Origin of the sequence: Bacillus sp. AFS040349 (assembly GCF_002577655.1) — a bacterium.
In the GTDB taxonomy this organism is placed as follows: domain Bacteria; phylum Bacillota; class Bacilli; order Bacillales; family Bacillaceae; genus Metabacillus.
This window is the reverse complement of record NZ_NUMC01000101.1, coordinates 1-279: the sequence shown is the minus strand read 5'-3', so window position 1 is coordinate 279 and position 279 is coordinate 1. Positions and strand designations below refer to the sequence as shown.

1 protein-coding gene is annotated in these 279 nt (G+C 35.1%); it reads left to right on the top strand.

Features of this window, described 5'->3' with window-relative positions:
• On the top strand, positions 1-241 hold a 241-nt coding region (locus COD11_RS19825), incomplete at its 5' end, for a transposase (protein WP_176551158.1).
• Positions 242-279 lie beyond the last annotated feature (38 nt).

Sequence of the window (279 nt, the reverse complement as noted above, 5' to 3'; positions counted from 1 at the left end):
ATATTCTGTTTCCCTTAAGTCTGATAAACATTCATCCCAATCACAATTGCAGAAAAGTGGATATTTTAAGGAAAAGTCTAAAGAGCGTTATAAAATTGAAGCGAAAAATAGTGAATTAAAACACAGACACGGGTATAATGTGGCAAAATCCTCGGGTCTAATTAGCATGGAGTTGCAAGGCGCCATGGCTATATTTACGGTAAACATTAAAAGAATTCTAAAGCTACTAGGGGAAAATTAGAGAAAATATGTGGCTAATGCAAAGAAAGAGCCGACTTT